At 70.2% G+C, this 17,538-nt stretch carries 17 protein-coding genes; 12 read left to right on the top strand and 5 right to left on the bottom strand.

Annotation, left to right across the window (positions count from 1 at the left end; translation table 11 throughout):
- Nucleotides 1-103: 103 nt before the first annotated feature.
- Nucleotides 104-1,564 (bottom strand): glyceraldehyde-3-phosphate dehydrogenase, encoded by a 1,461-nt coding sequence (locus Q9R19_RS02805; protein WP_311254824.1) that lies wholly within the window; start codon nucleotides 1,562-1,564, stop codon nucleotides 104-106.
- 231 nt (nucleotides 1,565-1,795) lie between these two features.
- Between Q9R19_RS02805 and Q9R19_RS02800 the strand changes: the two genes are divergently transcribed.
- Nucleotides 1,796-2,446, top strand: coding sequence for an HAD-IA family hydrolase (locus Q9R19_RS02800; RefSeq protein WP_311254823.1), 651 nt, complete (start codon nucleotides 1,796-1,798; stop codon nucleotides 2,444-2,446).
- Nucleotides 2,447-2,501: 55 nt separating this feature from the next.
- On the opposite strand, the gene Q9R19_RS02795 is transcribed toward Q9R19_RS02800, so the two are convergent.
- Nucleotides 2,502-2,939 carry an Lrp/AsnC family transcriptional regulator gene (locus tag Q9R19_RS02795; RefSeq protein WP_311254822.1) on the bottom strand — a complete coding sequence of 146 codons (438 nt, stop codon included), beginning with the start codon at nucleotides 2,937-2,939 and terminating at the stop codon, nucleotides 2,502-2,504.
- A gap of 162 nt (nucleotides 2,940-3,101) precedes the next feature.
- Here Q9R19_RS02795 and pdhA point away from each other — a divergent pair, with 162 nt between their 5' ends.
- The 11 genes from pdhA to Q9R19_RS02740 all read left to right on the top strand — a co-directional run bounded on the left by pdhA (nucleotide 3,102) and on the right by Q9R19_RS02740 (nucleotide 14,375).
- The gene (pdhA, locus tag Q9R19_RS02790; RefSeq protein WP_311254821.1) at nucleotides 3,102-4,205 is read left to right on the top strand and encodes a pyruvate dehydrogenase (acetyl-transferring) E1 component subunit alpha; all 1,104 of its coding nucleotides are present in this window, start codon (nucleotides 3,102-3,104) and stop codon (nucleotides 4,203-4,205) included.
- A 56-nt stretch (nucleotides 4,206-4,261) separates the two neighbouring features.
- Nucleotides 4,262-5,260, top strand: coding sequence for an alpha-ketoacid dehydrogenase subunit beta (locus Q9R19_RS02785; RefSeq protein ID WP_311255852.1), 999 nt, complete (start codon nucleotides 4,262-4,264; stop codon nucleotides 5,258-5,260).
- Nucleotides 5,257-6,669, top strand: coding sequence for a dihydrolipoamide acetyltransferase family protein (locus Q9R19_RS02780; protein WP_311254820.1), 1,413 nt, complete (start codon nucleotides 5,257-5,259; stop codon nucleotides 6,667-6,669). Before Q9R19_RS02785 ends, Q9R19_RS02780 begins: the two co-directional genes overlap by 4 nt.
- A 103-nt stretch (nucleotides 6,670-6,772) precedes the next feature.
- On the top strand, nucleotides 6,773-7,960 hold the full coding sequence (locus Q9R19_RS02775) for an acetyl-CoA C-acyltransferase (protein ID WP_311254819.1): 1,188 nt from the start codon (nucleotides 6,773-6,775) through the stop codon (nucleotides 7,958-7,960).
- Nucleotides 7,957-8,700, top strand: coding sequence for an enoyl-CoA hydratase/isomerase family protein (locus Q9R19_RS02770; protein ID WP_311254818.1), 744 nt, complete (start codon nucleotides 7,957-7,959; stop codon nucleotides 8,698-8,700). Before Q9R19_RS02775 ends, Q9R19_RS02770 begins: the two co-directional genes overlap by 4 nt.
- Nucleotides 8,697-9,551 (top strand): 3-hydroxyacyl-CoA dehydrogenase family protein, encoded by an 855-nt coding sequence (locus tag Q9R19_RS02765; RefSeq protein ID WP_311254817.1) that lies wholly within the window; start codon nucleotides 8,697-8,699, stop codon nucleotides 9,549-9,551. Before Q9R19_RS02770 ends, Q9R19_RS02765 begins: the two co-directional genes overlap by 4 nt.
- On the top strand, nucleotides 9,548-11,620 hold the full coding sequence (gene paaZ / locus Q9R19_RS02760; RefSeq protein ID WP_311254816.1) for a phenylacetic acid degradation bifunctional protein PaaZ: 2,073 nt from the start codon (nucleotides 9,548-9,550) through the stop codon (nucleotides 11,618-11,620). The genes Q9R19_RS02765 and paaZ overlap by 4 nt, the downstream gene beginning before the upstream one ends.
- Nucleotides 11,617-12,006, top strand: coding sequence for a hydroxyphenylacetyl-CoA thioesterase PaaI (gene paaI, locus Q9R19_RS02755; protein WP_311254815.1), 390 nt, complete (start codon nucleotides 11,617-11,619; stop codon nucleotides 12,004-12,006). Before paaZ ends, paaI begins: the two co-directional genes overlap by 4 nt.
- Before the next feature lie 36 nt (nucleotides 12,007-12,042).
- A complete protein-coding gene (paaK, locus tag Q9R19_RS02750) occupies nucleotides 12,043-13,338 on the top strand; it encodes a phenylacetate--CoA ligase PaaK (RefSeq protein WP_311254814.1) in 1,296 nt (431 codons plus the stop codon).
- 207 nt (nucleotides 13,339-13,545) lie between these two features.
- The gene (locus Q9R19_RS02745; RefSeq protein ID WP_311254813.1) at nucleotides 13,546-14,040 is read left to right on the top strand and encodes a nucleotidyltransferase domain-containing protein; all 495 of its coding nucleotides are present in this window, start codon (nucleotides 13,546-13,548) and stop codon (nucleotides 14,038-14,040) included.
- On the top strand, nucleotides 14,037-14,375 hold the full coding sequence (locus Q9R19_RS02740; RefSeq protein ID WP_396653437.1) for a DUF86 domain-containing protein: 339 nt from the start codon (nucleotides 14,037-14,039) through the stop codon (nucleotides 14,373-14,375). Before Q9R19_RS02745 ends, Q9R19_RS02740 begins: the two co-directional genes overlap by 4 nt.
- A gap of 80 nt (nucleotides 14,376-14,455) precedes the next feature.
- Here Q9R19_RS02740 and Q9R19_RS02735 read toward each other — a convergent pair whose 3' ends face one another.
- The 3 genes from Q9R19_RS02735 to Q9R19_RS02725 all read right to left on the bottom strand — a co-directional run bounded on the left by Q9R19_RS02735 (nucleotide 14,456) and on the right by Q9R19_RS02725 (nucleotide 17,509).
- Nucleotides 14,456-16,546 carry a RecQ family ATP-dependent DNA helicase gene (locus tag Q9R19_RS02735; RefSeq protein WP_311254811.1) on the bottom strand — a complete coding sequence of 697 codons (2,091 nt, stop codon included), beginning with the start codon at nucleotides 16,544-16,546 and terminating at the stop codon, nucleotides 14,456-14,458.
- Nucleotides 16,547-16,634: 88 nt separating this feature from the next.
- Nucleotides 16,635-17,012: a fluoride efflux transporter CrcB gene (gene crcB, locus Q9R19_RS02730; RefSeq protein ID WP_311254810.1), complete on the bottom strand. Its 378-nt coding sequence runs from the start codon at nucleotides 17,010-17,012 to the stop codon at nucleotides 16,635-16,637.
- Nucleotides 17,009-17,509 carry a CrcB family protein gene (locus Q9R19_RS02725; protein ID WP_311254809.1) on the bottom strand — a complete coding sequence of 167 codons (501 nt, stop codon included), beginning with the start codon at nucleotides 17,507-17,509 and terminating at the stop codon, nucleotides 17,009-17,011. Before Q9R19_RS02725 ends, crcB begins: the two co-directional genes overlap by 4 nt.
- Nucleotides 17,510-17,538: the final 29 nt, after the last annotated feature.

Raw genomic sequence — 17,538 nt, 5'->3', positions numbered from 1 at the left:
GCAGGTCCCCGCGCGGCGTGTCACCGCACGACGCGCCGCATCCCCGGCATCCGGTCTCCGTCTTCCGACGAAGACAGGTCGAGGAAGCGACCGAGGACGGCCCTCAGACCAGGGCGCCCTCGTGCAGACGCACCTGGCGACGTGCGGGCAGGACGACCGGGTGCGAGCCGGCCATCACCTCGAGCACGCGCACCACCTGGCACGAGTAGCCGTACTCGTTGTCGTACCAGACGTACAGCACCACATCGCGGTCGTTCGCGATGGTCGCCAGGCCGTCCACGATACCGGCGCGGTGCGAGCCCACGAAGTCGCTCGAGACCACCTCCGGCGACTCGACGTAGTCGATCTGCTGACGAAGCCTGGAGTGCAGCGATGCGCGGCGCAGGTAGTCGTTCAGCTCGTCCTTCGTGGCCGGGTTCTCCAGTGTCAGGTGCAGCACGGCGAGAGACACGTCGGGCGTGGGCACGCGGATCGCCGAGCCGGTGAGCTTTCCCGCCAGCTGCGGCAGGGCACGCGCGACGGCCTTCGCTGCTCCGGTCTCGGTGATGACCATGTTCAGCACGGCCGAGCGTCCGCGCCGGTCGCCCCTGTGAAAGTTGTCGATCAGGTTCTGATCGTTGGTGAACGAGTGCACAGTCTCGACGTGACCGCGCACGATGCCGTACGCCTCGTCCATCGCGGCGAGCACCGGCGTGATGGCGTTGGTGGTGCAGGATGCCGCGGACAGGATGCGGTCGCCGGGCTCGATGGCCGAGTCGTTGATGCCGTGCACGATGTTCTTCAGCTCGCCCTTGCCCGGCGCCGTCAGCAGCACGCGCGCGACGCCTGTGGACTCCAGGTGGCGGCTGAGGCCCTCCTCATCGCGCCACCGGCCGGTGTTGTCGACGACGATCGCGTCGTGGATGCCGTGCGCGGTGTAGTCGATCGTCCCCGGGTCATCGGAGTAGATGACCTGGATGCGGGTGCCGTTGGCGATGATCTGGGACTTCGCCTCGTCGACATCCACCGTCCCCTCGAAGCGGCCGTGCACGGAGTCCCGCAGCAGCAGCGAGGCGCGCTTGACCAGATCGTTCTCGGCACCCTTGCGCACGACGATGGCCCGCAGACGCAGGCCACTGCCGCCGCCCTTGTGGGCGATCAGGATGCGGGCGAGCAGGCGGCCGATGCGGCCGAAGCCGTACAGCACCACGTCGACCGGCTCGGAGAGCTCGGCACCCAGCGCCGGGGCGAGCTCGTCGCGCAGGTAGTCGATGAGCGCCCGGCCGCTGGTCGCGTGCCCCTCGGCCAGGCGGGCGACATCCAGCGATGACGCCCCCGGACCGATCTCGCACAGCGCCTCGAGCACGGCGAGAGTGCCGTCGAGAGCGAGGTGCCTGTGCCCCAGCTGCGCGACGCGCTCGTGCACCTCGAGGATGCCGGTGGTCGACAGCCCCAACAGGCGGTGCCCGTGCAGCGAGGTGACGACGTCGTGCCTGCGGTTCAGACTGCCGATCAGCGGGATCATCCGCTCGGCGAGCTCTTCTCTGATGTGCCAGTCATCGTGGTGCGTCACGACGTGTTCCATGTGCGTCCTTGGAGGCGTGTTCGAGCGTCGTCGGTCACGACGCGGAGAGGGGGGTCGGGCGGATCCGCCCGAACCAGGCTAAGGCGCGGTCCCGCACCACCCGGTGGCCTTCTCTGCGCAAGATCGCCTCCGGATGCGGGCTGCGGCAAAGAACCGGGTTCTTAACCCGTCCGAGCTCGATGCGCCACGCGCGCAGCAGGAATCGGGTCGCGGGCCGGATAGCCTGAAGCGGTGACCCAGAGCATCCTCGCCCGCGCCGTCCTGCTCGACATGGACGGCACGCTCGTCGACTCCACCGCGGTGGTCGAGAGGCTGTGGCTGGAGTGGGCGCGGCCGCACGGCCTCGAGCCTCAGCGGGTCATGGAGGTGATCCACGGCCGGCAGGGGCACCAGAGCATGTCGATCCTGCTGCCCGAGCGCGATCACGCGGTCAACATCGCCGAGAACGCGCAGATGCTCGCGCGCGAGGCCACCGACGTCGACGGCGTCGTCGAGATCGCCGGCGCCGCTGACCTGCTGCGGGCGCTGCACGAGATCCCGCACGCGATCGTGACCTCGGCCGACGTGACACTGATGACGGCGCGGATGCAGGCGGCCGGCCTGACCGTGCCCGCGCTGACGGTCACGGCCGAGAGCGTGACGGCGTCCAAGCCCGACCCGGAGGGATTCCTGCTCGGTGCCCGGATGCTGGGCATCGCGCCCGAGGACTGCGTGGTGTTCGAGGACTCGGCCGCCGGCGTGCAGGCGGGCCTGGCCGCCGGGATGCGCGTGATCGGCGTGGGCGTACCCGCCCGAGCGCACGGCGCGACGCACGCGGTGGACGACCTCACGCAGGTGCGGATCGCCGTGCGGGCGGAGGGGATCGAGCTGACGCTGCCCTGACCGCGACCCTTCGACAGGCTCAGGGGCCCTGAACATGACGCTGCAGGGACCAGCCTCAGTCGCGGGTGAAGTCCTCGAAGATCAGCGTGGTGCGCGTGGACCGGATCGACGGGACGGCCTGGATGTCCTCCAGCACGATGCGCCGCAGATCACGCGCATCGCTGGCGCGCACGAGCAGGATCACGTCGAAGTCGCCGCCCACCAGTGCCATGTGCTCCACCTCGGGGATCGCCCGCAGCCGTGCCTGCACCTCGACCCAGCTCGCCTGCTCGATGGCCAGCATCACGTACGCCGAGGCGTGATGTCCCAGCTGCACGGGGTCGGTGCGCACCGTGTAGCCGGTGATCACCCCGGCATCCGTCAGCCTCTTGATGCGCGCGTGCGCGCCCGCGCGGGAGATGTGCACCGCGTCGGCGATGGCCGTCATCGAGGTGCGCGCATCGCGGCGCAGCTCGTCGAGGATGGCGCGATCCGTGGCATCCAGAGACGTCATGAGTGCTCCTCGGTGAGTGGCGAGCGTTCCGTCACCACATCCTGACACATCGTACGCATCACACCTTGCATCTGTTCAATCATTCAGTTCTGAACGCACAGTCTTGGACGATTGCGAGTTGGGGTTCAGACTGGGGGCACGTTTGGCAAGGAGGGCGAACTGATGCGGCACGAAGACCTGCTTCCGCGCGACATCCCCGTCTCGTTGATCGACGAGCACGGTGACGCGGTCGCCGATGACCGATACCGGATGCCGGACGACGACACCCTTCTGCGCGCCTACCGCGGGCTGGTCGAGGGGCGCCGCGTCAACGACCAGGCCTACGCGCTCGTGCGCCAGGGGCGGCTGGCCGTGTATCCCTCCTCGCACGGGCAGGAGGCCTGCCAGATCGGGGCATCCCTGGTGCTCGGGGAACGCGACTGGCTGTTCCCCACCTACCGCGACTCGGTCGCCGTCATCGCTCGCGGCGTCGCGCCGGCGGATGCCATGGTGCTGCTCAAGGGCGACTGGCACTCCGGCTACGACCCCGCCGAGCACCGCGTGGCGCCGCAGGCGACGCCGCTGGCCACGCAGCTGCTGCACGCGGTCGGATTCGCGCATGCCGCCCAGCGCCGCGGCGAGGACACCGTCGTGATGGCGCTGTGCGGAGACGGCGCCACCAGCGAGGGCGACTTCCACGAGGCGCTGAACTTCGCGGCCGTGTTCCACCTGCCGGTGGTGTTCTTCGTGCAGAACAACGAGTTCGCGATCTCGGTGCCGCTGGCGCGTCAGACCGCGGCTCCGTCACTCGCGCACAAGGCGATCGGGTACGGCATGCCAGGGCAGCGCGTGGACGGCAACGATGCCGCCGCCGTGATCGCCGTGCTCGGTGACGCGGTCACCCGCGCACGTGAGGGCGCCGGTCCCTCCCTGGTCGAGGCCCACACCTACCGGATGCAGGCGCACACCAACGCCGACGACGACACGCGCTACCGCGACCGCGACGAGGTGAAGGCGTGGGCCGACCGCGACCCGCTGCTGCGGCTGCGCACGCGGCTGACCGCGCAGGGACTGCTCGATGACGCAGCGCAGCAGCGCATCGCCGAAGGCGCCGACGCGATCGCCGCCGAACTGCGCGAGGCGCTGAACGCCGACTCCGACCTCGACCCCGAGGACCTGTTCCGGTTCGTCACCTCCCGGCGCTCCCCGCAGCTGCAGGAGCAGTGGCAGCTGCTGCACGGCGAGATCGAACGCGCAGCGCTCACCGAGGCAGGAGGCCACGCATGACCATCCTTCGTCACGACCGGGACTCCGTCCCCTCCGAGCTCGACGGCGCGAATCATATGGTCGGCACCATGACGATGGCCGCCGCGCTCAATCGCGCGCTGGCCGATGCCATCGCCGAGGACCCGTCGGTGGTCGTCTTCGGCGAGGACGTGGGCGCACTGGGCGGTGTCTTCCGCATCACCGACGGCCTCGCCGAGCGCTTCGGCGAGGACCGCTGCTTCGACACCCCGCTGGCGGAATCAGGCATCGTCGGTACCGCGGTGGGGATGGCGATGAACGGCATGCGCCCCGTCGTGGAGATGCAGTTCGACGCCTTCGCGCTGCCGGCGTTCGAGCAGGTGGTCAGCCACGTCGCGAAGATGGGGAACCGCACGCGCGGCTCGGTACGGATGCCGATGGTGATCCGCGTCCCCTTCGGCGGAGGCATCGGCGGCGTGGAGCACCACTGCGACTCCTCTGAGGCGTACTACGCCCACACGCCCGGCCTCACGGTGGTCGCGCCATCGACTCCGCAGGATGCCTATTCGATGCTGCGCGCAGCCATCGCCTCCCCCGATCCCGTGGTGTTCCTGGAGCCGAAGAAGCTCTACTGGTCCAAGGGCGAGGTCGACACCTCGATCACCACGGAACTGGGAACCGCACGGGTGGCCCGCGACGGCGCCGACGTCACGCTGCTGGCCTACGCCGCGATGGTTCCCGTGGCGCTGGAGGCCGCCCAGATCGCAGCCTCCGAAGGACGCAGCGTGCAGGTGATCGACGTGCGCAGCCTCTCCCCCTTCGACGACGAGACGGTCACCGCCGCCGTCCGCGCGACGGGACGCGCGGTGGTCGTCGCTGAGGCTCCCGGATACGTGAGCGTGGCGAGCGAGATCCAGGCGCGCGTCTTCGAGCGCTGCTTCGAGCACCTCGAGGCGCCCGTGCGCCGGGTGACCGGCTTCGACACGCCATTCGCCCCGCCGAAGCTGGAGCACTGGTACCTGCCGGATGCCGATCGTGTGCTGGATGCCATCGAGTCGCTGCACTGGGACGACGACAGCGACGAGGCCGCACGATGAGCACCGCGACCGCACGCGTCTTCCGCCTGCCCGATCTGGGTGAGGGGCTCACCGAGGCCGGTCTCGTGCAGTGGCTCGTGCAGGTGGGCGACTCGATCACCACCGACCAGCCGATCGCCGAGGTCGAGACGGCGAAGAGCATCGTGGAGCTGCCGTCGCCGTTCGCCGGCGTGATCGTCGCGCTGCACGGCGCACCCGGCGATGTGATCGAGGTGGGTGCACCCGTCCTCGAGGTGACGGACTCTTCGGCAGGCTCAGGGCACGAGGGGCAATGGGTCGCTGAGCCTGTCGAAGCGTCGACGGACGCAACGGAGCAGGAGGCCTACCGCAGTGAGGAGCGCGCCGGCTCCGGCAACGTGCTGATCGGCTACGGCACGACCGAGCGTCCCACCGGGCGCCGTCGACCTCGCACTCTCGCGTCTCCCGCCGCCGCGTCGAGTGCGCCCGATGCCGAGCAGAGTGCGCGCCGCACCGTGGCCGTGCGGTCGCCCATCGTGCGACGGCTCGCACGGGATCTCGGGGTGAATGTCAGGGAGTTGACGGGCACAGGAACCGATGGCGCGGTCACCCGTGCGGACGTCCTGCGAGCGGCGGTGGATGCCGGAGTGGATGCCGGAGTGGACGCCGCCACGGCATCCCGTGCATCCACGCATTCCCGTACCCCCAGGGGACCCGGCACGACCGCCGCACCCGGCGACGCGATCGACGGACTCGCGGTCCGCTCTCGCGAGCGGATGAGCCCGCTGCGCAAGACGGTGAGCGCCGCGCTCTCCCGCAGCCGGTCGGAGATCCCAGAGGCGACTGTCTGGGTCGACGTGGATGCCACGGAGTTGTGGAACCTGCGCGCGCAACTGGCACCCGAAGGCGGCCGCGCTCCGTCACTGACCGCGCTGCTGGCGCGGTTCGTGCTCATCGCGCTCGAGCAGCATCCGCTGCTCGCCGCGCGCCTCGGCGACGACGCCGCGGAGATCATCACGTTCGAGGGCGTGAACCTCGGGATCGCGGCCGACACCGAGCGGGGGCTGATGGTGCCCGTCCTCCCGCGAGCGCACGAGCTGTCGATCGAGCAGCTGGATGCTGCGCTGCGCGAGCTCGCCGAGACGGCGCGCTCCGGACGGATGCCGCCCGAGCGGCTGCGCGGCTCGACGTTCACCTTGAACAACTACGGCGGGCTCGGCGTCGACGGCTCGGCGCCGATCATCAACCACCCGGATGTGGCGATGCTGGGCATCGGACGCATCATCGAACGGGCGTGGGTCGTCGACGGCGCGATCGCCGTTCGACGCATCGCGCAGCTGTCCCTGGTATTCGATCACCGTGTGTGCGACGGCGGCTACGCCGCTGCGTTCCTGCGCCGTGTCGTGGACCTCATCGAACATCCCCTGCGCGCTTACGGACGCGTACGATGACGACTCCCCCCTTCGGTTTCGAATCGCTCAAGTTGCTGCATCTGCGCCCAGAACACAGCAATTCAAGCGATTCGAACGTGATTCGGCGACGTGGAGGCATGGCATGACCGACGCATACCTGGTCGACGGGATCCGCACCCCCGTGGGGCGCTACGGCGGTGCACTGGCGGACGTGCGCCCGGACGATCTCGCGGCGCTCGTCGTCGGCGATACGGTCGCGCGAGCCGGCGTGCCGCACGACGCGATCGACGAGGTCATCCTGGGGGCGGCGAACCAGGCCGGCGAGGACAACCGCAACGTCGCCCGCATGGCGGTGCTGCTGGCGGGCCTGCCCGACACGCTCCCCGGCATCACCGTGAACCGCCTGTGCGCCTCCGGGATGTCGGCGATCGCGATGGCCTCGCAGGCGATCCGAGCGGGCGACGCCGACGTCATCGTCGCCGGGGGCGTCGAGTCGATGACGCGGGCCCCCTGGGTGCAGGCCAAGCCCGAGCGCGCCTGGGCGAAGCCCGGCGCCGCCTTCGACACCTCGATCGGCTGGCGCTTCGCGAACCCCAAGCTGCTCGCGCGCGACAAGGCGACCTTCTCGATGCCCGAGACCGCAGAGGAGGTCGCCCGGGTCGACGGCATCAGCAGAGCGGATGCCGATACCTTCGCCCTGCTCAGTCATCAGCGGGCCATCGCGGCCATCGACGCGGGACGGCTGGCCACCGAGATCGTCCCGGTGCAGACGACGACAGGCGTCATCGACACCGACGAGGGGCCGCGTCGCGACACGTCGCTGGAGAAGCTCGCGAAGCTGCGCCCCGTCGTTCCCGGAGGTCAGGTCGTGACCGCGGGCAACGCGAGCTCGCTCAACGACGGCGCGTCGGCGATCGTCGTCGCCAGTGCGGATGCCGTGCAGCGCCACGGCCTGCGCGCCCGGGCGCGCATCGTCGCCTCCGCGACCGCTGCGCTCGCCCCGGAGATCATGGGCCTCGGCCCGGTGCCGGCCACCGAGAAGGCCCTTGCGAAGGCCGGCCTGAGCGTCGCGGACCTGGGCGCCGTCGAACTGAACGAGGCGTTCGCGACGCAGTCGCTGGCCAGCATCCGCCGTCTGGGTCTGGACTCCGAGGTCGTCAACGCCGACGGCGGGGCGATCGCGCTCGGGCATCCGCTCGGCTCCAGCGGATCCCGACTGATCGTCACCCTGCTGCGCCGGCTCGAGGCGACCGGCGCCCGCTACGGCCTGGCGACCATGTGCGTGGGAGTGGGCCAGGGCACCGCGATGATCGTGGAGCGCCTGTCATGAGCGGCGAGCCGCTGCTCGTCGATCGTCACGACGACCGCGTGGTCGCGACGCTGAACCGCCCTGCGAAGCGCAACGCGATCGACCAGGACATGATCGACGCCCTGCACGCGCTGTGCGCCGAGCTCGAGCACGAGCCCCGCACCCTGATCATCGCCGGCGGCGACACGGTGTTCGCGGCGGGCGCCGACATCGCCCAGCTGCGCGACCGCGGCGCCGACGACGCGCGAAAGGCCATCAACGCCACCGCCTTCATCCGCATCAACGAGCTGCCGATGCCGGTCATCGCCGCGATCAGCGGCTACGCCCTGGGCGGCGGAGCAGAGCTCGCGTTCGCCGCCGACGTGCGCATCGCCACGCCGACGCTGAAGATCGGCAACCCCGAGACCGGGCTGGGCATCATGGCGGCCGCCGGCGCCACCTGGCGCCTGCCCCAGATCGTGGGCCACGCCCGCGCGAGCGAGCTGCTGCTGACCGGACGCATCCTCGACGCGGACGAGGCGCTGGCGTGGGGGCTCATCTCGAGCATCCATCCCACAGACGAACTGCTGGGCGCCGCGCACGCGATGGCCGATCGCATCGCCGCGAACGATGCGCTGGCCACCCGGCACACCAAGCGCGCGCTGCGTGCGCCGCACGCGCAGCATCCCGACATCGAGCGCGAGCTGCAGGCCGAGCTGTTCGAGAGCGGCGAGAAGCATCGCCGCATGACGGCGTTCCTGGAGAGGAAGAGGAAGGCATGACCGTACCCGGAACCGTCGGAGTGCTCGGCGGCGGGCGCATGGGCGCGGGGATCGCGCACGCGTTCCTGCTGGCCGGCGCTCGCGTCCGCCTCGTGGAGCGGGATGCGGAGACGGCGGATGCTGCGCGCGAGCGCGTGCTGTCCAGCATCGTCACCTCGGTGCAGCGCGGTGACCTCGCCGATGCCGGTCATGCCGCCGCCTCGCTGACGGTGAGCACCGATTTCGCCGACTTCGCCGCCGCCGCGCTCGTGGTCGAGGCTGTTCCCGAGGACCGCGAGCTCAAGGCGGGTGCCCTCGCCCGGATCGAGGACGCCGTCGCCGCGGACGCCGTGCTCGCGACGAACACCTCGTCGATCTCGATCGACGATCTGGCGGAATCCCTGGCCCGCCCCGACCGATTCCTCGGCCTGCACTTCTTCAACCCGGTCCCGGCATCCAGGCTCGTGGAGATCGTGGTCGGCGAGCGCACCGGCAAGGACGTGGTCACCTCGGCCAGGGAGTGGGTCGCCACGCTGCGCAAGACCCCGGTGGTCGTCCGCGACTCCTCCGGCTTCGCATCCAGCAGGCTGGGCGTGATGCTCGCGCTGGAGGCGATCCGGATGCTGGAGGAGAACGTGGCGGATGCCGCGGACATCGACGCCGCCATGGAACTGGGCTACCGGCATCCGATGGGACCGCTGCGCACCACCGACGTCGTCGGGCTGGACGTGCGCCTGGGCATCGCCGAGGAGCTCGCGCGCGAACTGGGCCCGCGGTTCGAACCGCCGGCGCTCCTGCGGCGCATGGTCGCGGAGGGGAAGCTGGGCCGCAAGAGCGGCGAGGGATTCTACGTGTGGAACGAGGAACGATGACCGACTTTCTGCCGAGCTACGTCCAGGGAGAATGGTGGACCCCGGCCTCCGCTGCGTCGAAGGGAACCGAGGTCCGCGACGCGTCCACAGGCGAGGTGATCACACAGGTCTCCACCGACGGCCTGGATCTCGCCGGCGCTCTGGAGTACGCCCGCGCCACCGGCCACGCGAGCCTGGCTGCGCTCACCTTCCACCAGCGTGCGGTGCTGCTGAAGAAGTTCGCGCTCGCCCTCACCGAGCGCAAGGACGAGCTGTACGCCCTGTCGGCGCGCACCGGCGCCACGAAGGCCGATTCCTGGGTGGACATCGACGGCGGCATCGGCGTGCTGTTCTCGTACTCGGGCAAGGGCCGCCGCGAGCTTCCGAACAGCCGCGTGCACGTCGACGGGCCCGTCGAGGCGCTCTCGAAGGACGGCTCGTTCCTGGGTCGCCACGTCTACACGACCCTGCCCGGCGTGGCCGTGCAGATCAACGCCTTCAATTTCCCGGTCTGGGGTTCCCTGGAGAAGTTCGCTCCGGCGTTCCTGGCCGGCATGCCCACGGTCATCAAGCCCGCGACTCCGACCGGATACCTGGCCGAGGCGATGGTGCGCATCCTGGTCGACTCGGACCTGCTGCCTGAGGGTTCGCTGCAACTGGTCAGCGGCAGCGTGCCGACGCTGTTCGAGAACCTGCGCCTGGGCGACCTGGTCGGTTTCACCGGCAGCGCGTCGACAGCGGAGTCCCTGCGCCGGCATCCGTCTGTGCAGACCGGCGGCGTGCGGTTCACGGCTGAGACGGACTCCATCAACGCCTCGGTGCTGGGCATGGATGCCACAGCCGGCACGCCCGAGTTCGACGCGTATGTGCGCCAGTTGGTCACGGAGATGACCACCAAGGCCGGGCAGAAGTGCACCGCGATCCGCCGCGCGATCGTTCCCCGTGCTGCGGCGGACGACGTGATCGCCGCAGTGCAGGCCCGCATCGCCGCCAAGACCGTGCTGGGCGACCCGCGTGCCGAAGGCGTCACCATGGGCCCGCTGGCCTCCACCGCCCAGCGCGACGAGGTGCTTCGGCAGCTGCGAAAGCTGCAGGATGCCGGTGGACAGGTCGTCGCCGGCAGCACGGACGCCCCCGAGGTGCGCCTGGCCGACGGCACGAGCGGCGCCGCACCCGACGGCGCGTTCATCGCCCCCGTGCTGCTGCGCTTCGATGACGCGCAGGCGGATGCCGTGCACGACGTCGAGGCCTTCGGCCCGGTCTCGTCGCTGCTGACCTACGACAGCACCGCGCAGGCCGCAGCGCTGGTGAACCGCGGCGGAGGATCGCTGGTGACCAGCATCGCCACGCACGATCCGGCTCAGGCCGTGGAGCTCGCGACGCGCATCGCCCCGTTCAACGGGCGGATGCTGCTGCTCGACCGCGACGACGCCCGCAGCTCCACCGGTCACGGATCACCGCTGCCCGGTCTCGTGCACGGCGGACCCGGCCGCGCCGGCGGCGGCGAGGAGCTCGGCGGCATCCGCGCCGTGCTGCACCACATGCAGCGCACCGCCGTGCAGGGCTCCCCCGAGATGCTCACCGCGCTGACCGGCGTGTGGCACACCGGTGCGAGCGCGCAGGCCGGCGATCGGCATCCGTTCCGCAAGTCGCTGGCCGAGCTGCGCATCGGCGACCAGATCGTGTCCGCGTCCCGCGAGGTGACCCTGGACGACATCGAGACCTTCGCGCACTTCACCGGCGACACGTTCTACGCGCACATGGACGAGGAGTCCGCGGCGGCGAACCCGTTCTTCCCCGGCCGGGTCGCGCACGGCTACCTGCTGGTGTCGTGGGCGGCCGGCCTGTTCGTCGACCCCGAGCCGGGCCCGGTGCTCGCCAACTATGGGCTGGAGAATCTGCGCTTCATCACGCCAGTCTCGCCCGGCGACAGCATCCGGGTGGAGCTGACCGCCAAGCAGATCACCCCGCGTGAGACCGATGAGTACGGCGAGGTGCGGTGGGATGCCGTGATCCGCAACCAGGACGACGAACTGGTCGCGACCTACGACGTGCTCACCCTGGTGAGCAAGGAGCCAGCGGCCGCATGAGAGAGATGATGCAGCGCGATCAGGCCTCGGCGATGCTCGGCATGCGGGTCGAATCGGACGAGCCCGGTCGCGCGGTGGTCTCGATGATCGTGCGAGAGGACATGCTCAACGGCTTCGCCATCACGCACGGCGGACTGGTGTTCGCCCTCGCCGACACGGCCTTCGCGATCGCCTGCAACGAGGATGAGCGGGTGACGGTGGCCGGTGGCGCCGACATCACGTTCCTGAAGTCGACGACGGCGGGCCAGAGACTCACGGCGACCGCCGTGCGCCGGACGATCAGCGGACGCAGCGGCCTGTACGACATCACCGTGACCGATGAGACCGGCGACGTGGTCGCCGAGGTGCGCGGCCGCTCCTTCACCACCAACCGGACGCCGCACTGACGCCACGGGACCGCACGGCACGACGAGGAGTCGATCATGACCGCCGAGAACCCCATCCCCGGAGAAGAGCCCGAGCTGCACTCGGTGCAGGCGCTGCGCGCCCTGCAGCTCGACCGGCTGCAGTGGACGGTGCGGCACGCATACGAGAACGTGCCGCTGTACCGCAGGAAGTTCGATGAAGCCGGCGTCGATCCCGGCGACATCCGCTCCCTGGATGACGTGCGGCGACTGCCGTTCACCACGAAGGCCGACTTGCGCGAGACGTACCCGTTCGGCATGTTCGCGGTGCCGATGGCCGACGTGCGACGCATCCACGCATCCTCCGGCACCACCGGACGTCCGACCGTCGTCGGCTACACCCAGACCGACCTCGACAACTGGGGCGACCTGGTGGCGCGATCGCTGCACGCCGCCGGCATCCGTGCGGGCATGAAGGTGCACAACGCGTACGGCTACGGGCTGTTCACCGGCGGGCTGGGCGCGCACACCGGCGTCGAGCGCCTGGGTGCGACGGTGATTCCCGTCTCGGGCGGGCAGACGGCGCGGCAGGTGCAGCTGATCACCGATTTCGAGCCGGATGCCATCCTGTGCACGCCCAGCTATCTGCTGACCATTGCGGATGCCCTGGAGCAGGCCGGCATCGACCCGACCAGCACGTCGCTGAAAGTGGCGGTGCTGGGCGCGGAGCCGTGGACGAACGAGATGCGAGCGGAGATCGAGCGCCGCCTGGCGATCGATGCCGTCGACATCTACGGCCTCAGCGAGGTGATGGGCCCTGGCGTCGCGAGCGAGAGCGTGCAGACCAAGGACGGCCCGCACATCTGGGAGGATCACTTTCTGCCCGAGACCATCGACGGCGAGACCGGCGAGACCGTGCCTGATGGAGAACTGGGCGAGCTGGTGTTCACCTCGCTGACCAAGCAGGCCTTCCCCGTCATCCGCTACCGCACCCGCGACCTCACCAGGCTGCTGCCGGGATCGACCTATCCTGCGGTGCGCCGGATCGAGAAGATCACCGGGCGGGATGACGACATGGTCATCCTGCGCGGTGTGAACCTGTTCCCCACCCAGATCGAGGAACTGGTGATGGGGATCGAGGCGCTCACGCCGCACTTCATTCTGGAGCTGCGGCGGGAGAGCCGGCTGGACACGATGACCGTGCGGATCGAACGGCACCCTTCTCTCGGGATCGACGAGTGCCGCGCGGCGACCGTCGTGCTGCAGCAGCGCATCAAGCAGCACATCGGCACGACGGTGGAGGTCGTGCTGGAGGAGCCGGGCGCGCTCCCCCGCAGCGAGGGCAAGTACAAGCGTGTCTACGACCTGCGGTGACGCTCGGCGCCGGGCTGGATCAGAAGCGCGTCCCCGGGGCGCTGCGGGATGCAGTTCTGATCCAGCCCGGTCCCGCAGATGCGATTCTGATCCAGCCTGTTGGGCGAACCCGGCCGGGTGGGTTGGAGAGATGGGCGACGACACGCCATCCGGCGAATGACACTATCGCGAGTTCACAATATTGCGTATCCGCAATAGACTCGTCACATGAGTCGTGCGGCAGAGTTGATTCGTCTGGCCCGCCGCGAGAGCGGGCTGACTCAATCTGCCCTCGCCCAGCTGACCGGCATCCCTCAGAGCGTCATCAGCGCATACGAGAAAGGCCGCCGCGAACCGTCGTTCGGAGCGGTCGACCAGTTGATCTCAGCCGCCGGCCTGACCGTCGAGATCAGCTCACGCACCGGACAGGAGGCTCGGATGCTGTCGCGCGTCCGCTCCAGAGCAGCCGAGCTGCACGCCGCACTCGAGCCTCTCGGCGCCCGTGCGATCCGTGTGTTCGGCAGCGTCGCTCGAGGCGACGACACGAGCACCAGCGACGTCGATCTACTGGTCGATCTCGCACCGGACGTCGGACTGTTCAACCTGCTGCGGATGCAGGGTCAAGCAGAGTCCATTCTCGGTCGAGACGTGGATCTGGTGCCTCGCGAGGGTCTGAAACCTGATGTTGCGGAAGCTGCCCTGCGAGAGGCGATCCTGTTGTGATCCGGCGGGCAGACACCCGACTCGAGGACATCGCTGCGGCGTGCGATGCAATCAGTAGATACATCCATCGTGCCGATATGAACGACGAGATCGTCTTCGACGCGATCCGGATCCGTCTGATCGAGGTCGGCGAGGCGGTCAAGGGCCTGGATGCCGATATCACGTCACTCGAGCCGGAGATCCCCTGGAGTGACATCGCACGAATGCGCGATCACCTTGCCCACCGCTACTTCGACGCGACTCACGCCGTCGTCGACGCGACAGCGCGTCACGACGTCCCCCGCCTGGCCGCGGCTGTTCGGCGGCTTCTCGGAGACACCTCGCCGAACCCCTGACCCGCGAGACTTCTCTTCCAGCCCGAGGCCTGCCCCGTTGAGCCCCATGTCGTGCTGGAACGCAGGTTTCGACGAGCGTCCTACCCCCGCAATCCCAGCACGAATGGCAGCACCGCGCTCGCGCCGGCCTGACGCAGGGTGCGAGCGGCGACGGTGAGGCTCCAGCGGCTGTCGGCGATGTCGTCGACCAGCAGCACCGGGCCTTCCGGTACCTCCAGTCCCTCGGCGGAGAAACGATCCCAGAGGCCCGCGACCCGGAACGCGCTGTTGCCGCCCGGCGCACCGGAGGGCCCGCCGTTCGCGAACCCGAGCTCACCCAGGTAGGGCAGCTTGCCGATCTCGGCGATCCCACGGGCGAGCGAGTCGACCAGCCGCGGGCGTGACCGCGACGGCATCCCGACCACGGCGACGGGGCGCTCTGCCCAGCCCCATCCGGCGAGCACGCGCACGCAGGCGGCCAGCACCTGTGGCGGCACGGGTGCGTCGGCGGCTCCCGCCGCGAAGATCTCGCGCAGCGGCCCGCCCCAGCCCAGGTCGGTCAGCCGCGCCAGCGCGCGGCCCTCGGCAGCCTGATGCTCCGCGTCGATGCGCCCCTTCACCGGGACGCCGAGCCGGTCGGCGCCCGTCGGCCACTGCTTGCGCGGTTCGATGGGCACGCCCACCCGGTCGAGAGCATCGGATGCGGCGGCTCCGGCATCCGCACCGATCCCGGTCGGGAACCAGGCGCCGGCGCAGTTGTCGCACCGGCCGCACGGCGCCGCGGTGGCGTCGTCCAGCGAGCGCTGCAGGAACTCCATCCGGCATCCGTCGGTCTGCTGGTACTCGATCATGTGCTGCTGCTCGGCGCGGCGTTCGCCGGCGATGCGCTCGTAGCGCTCGGCGTCGTACGTCCAGCCCGCACCGGTGGCGACCCAGCCGCCCTGCACGCGCCTGACCGCCCCGTCGACATCCAGCACCTTCAGCAGCAGCTCCAGCGGCGTGCGGCGGATGTCGACCAGGGCCTCGAGTGCGGGAGTGGAGATCGGGACGTCGCCGAGCGCCGCGATCACGCGCTCGGCGCGCTCGCGATCGGGCATGGATGCCGTGGCGAAGTAGTGCCAGATGTCCTTGTCCTCCACCCCGGGCAGCAGCAGCACATCGGCGTTCTCGCTGGCGCGTCCGGCGCGCCCGACCTGCTGGTAGTACGCGACCGGCGATGAGGGCGCACCCAGGTGCACCACGAACCCCAGATCCGGCTTGTCGAAGCCCATCCCGAGCGCACTCGTCGCGATGAGCGCCTTCACCTCGTTGCGCTTGAGCATCCCCTCGGACTCCTCGCGCTCCTCGGCATCCGTCTGACCGGTGTAGGCGCGCACGTCGTGACCCCGCTCGCGCAGCATGCGGGCCGTATCGACCGCCGCGGCGACGGTGAGTGCGTAGATGATGCCCGAGCCAGGGAGATCGTCGAGATGACTGAGCAGCCAGGCCAGCCGGCTCGCCGCGTTCGGCAGCTGCAGCACCCCCAACCGCAGGGACGATCGCGCCAGCGGTCCGCGGATGGTGAGGACCTCGGCATCCGTCCCGCCCAGCTGCTCGGCGACATCCGCCACCACGCGGCTGTTGGCCGTGGCCGTGGTGGCGAGCACGGGAACCTCGGCGGGCAGCTGCCCGATCAGGTCGCGCAGGCGGCGGTAGTCGGGTCGGAAGTCGTGACCCCAGTCGCTGATGCAGTGCGCCTCGTCGACCACCAGCATCCCGATCCGGCGCACCAGCGTCGGCAGCCGCTGCTCGCGGAACGCGGGATTGTTCAGCCGCTCCGGCGAGACCAGCAGCACGTCCACCTCGTCACGGTCCAGCTGTGCCAGCACGTCGTCCCACTCGTGCGCGTTGGTGGAGTTGATGGCGACTGCACGCACGCCCGCGCGCTCGGCGGCGGCGATCTGGTCGCGCATGAGCGCCAGCAGCGGCGAGACGAGCACCGTGGGTCCGGCGCCCTGCCGGCGCAGCAGCAGAGTGGCGACGAAGTACACCGCCGATTTGCCCCACCCGGTGCGCTGCACGACCAGCGCACGGCGACGGCCCGCCACCAGCGCCTCGATCGCCTCGTACTGTCCGTCGTGGAAATCGGCGTCCCCGCGACCGACCAGATCGCGCAGGGCGTCGAGAGCGGAATCGCGGATGCCGGAGGTCATACGCTCCACTCTGCCGCAGGGCACCGACACGCCGGACGAGCCGGCGACAGCCGGGCTCAGGGTGCGGTCGGCCTGCACCCGGCGCGCATCACGCCAGCGATCCGATCCACAGGCCGAGACCGGCCAGCGCTGTCGCGGCGACGAGCACGCCGAGTCCGTTGATCGCTCCGGCGACCCACCTGCGCTCCTGCAGCAGGCGGATCGTCTCGAAGCTGGCTGTGGAGAACGTCGTGAATCCCCCCAGGAATCCCGCGCCTGCCACCAGCTGCACGGACTCCGGCAGCAGGTGGCCGCCGGCGAAGCCCGTGATCAGGCCGAGCAGGAACGACCCGGCGAGGTTGATGACGATCGTCCCCCACGGCATCCGTCCGCCGGTGCGCGAGCGGATGATGCCGTCCAGCAGGAACCGGGTCGCCGCGCCGAGCCCGCCCGCCAGGGCGATGCCGCAGAAGAGCAGTGGTGTCATGCTGCACCCCGCGCTCTGCCGCGGTGCGCCAGGGCCGCGATGAGGATCCCCAGCCACGTCGCGACGCCTCCGAGCAGCACCGTGCCCAGCCCGTAGGCGATGCCGGCTCCGGTCGCGCCGCTTCCGATCAGCGCGGCAGCCCCGGTGGCGAGCGAGCTGTAGGTGGTGTACCCGCCCATGAAGCCGGTGCCGGCCAGCAGGCGCAGCAGGCGGCGGTGACCGCGGTCGGGACCCCGCCGGGCGAGGGCGTCGAGCAGGATGCCGAGCAGCAGCGCGCCCGACAGGTTGATGCCCAGGATGACCCACGGGACGCCACCGCCCGCGGGGAGAAGCAGTGCGAGCGCCTCACGCGCGCCCGCCCCGGCGGTTCCCCCGGCGAAGACGATCGCGAGAGCGGCCGGCCGCAGATGCGCGGGCCGAGGCGCACCGGTCGGGGTCTGCTCGACCTCGATGTCCGGATCGAGCGGAAGCGGTGCGGTGGGATCGGCGTCTGTCATGCGAGTCCGTCACCTCTCCAGGAATGCCA

Source organism: Microbacterium sp. ARD32, assembly GCF_031844385.1.
Lineage (GTDB): Bacteria > Actinomycetota > Actinomycetes > Actinomycetales > Microbacteriaceae > Microbacterium.
This window is presented reverse-complemented; position numbering and strand designations above follow the sequence as displayed.